Consider the following 224-nt stretch of genomic DNA (forward strand, 5'->3'; position numbering starts at 1 on the left):
CGAACAGGCGGTATTGGCACTGGCAAAACGTCTATCATAACCTTCGTTAATCAGGGCAGGGATTAAGATTTTCCCACACCCGGCAGCATCAGCAGTTGAGGAACCAGAAATACCAGCAAATAACATAGAAACAGCGACATTAACAAGGACTAAACCACCAGGCATCCATCCTGATAGTACTCTCCCTAAATCAATAAAATTAACGGTTATTTACCCGCAATACA

At 43.3% G+C, this 224-nt stretch carries 1 protein-coding gene; it reads right to left on the reverse strand.

Annotated elements, in window-relative coordinates:
• The coding region (locus V6255_RS19410) for a TRAP transporter large permease subunit (protein ID WP_425355955.1) at positions 1-210 on the reverse strand (210 nt) is incomplete at its 3' end.
• Positions 211-224: the final 14 nt, after the last annotated feature.

The organism is Psychromonas arctica, assembly GCF_038155225.1.
In the GTDB taxonomy this organism is placed as follows: Bacteria; Pseudomonadota; Gammaproteobacteria; order Enterobacterales; family Psychromonadaceae; genus Psychromonas; species Psychromonas arctica_B.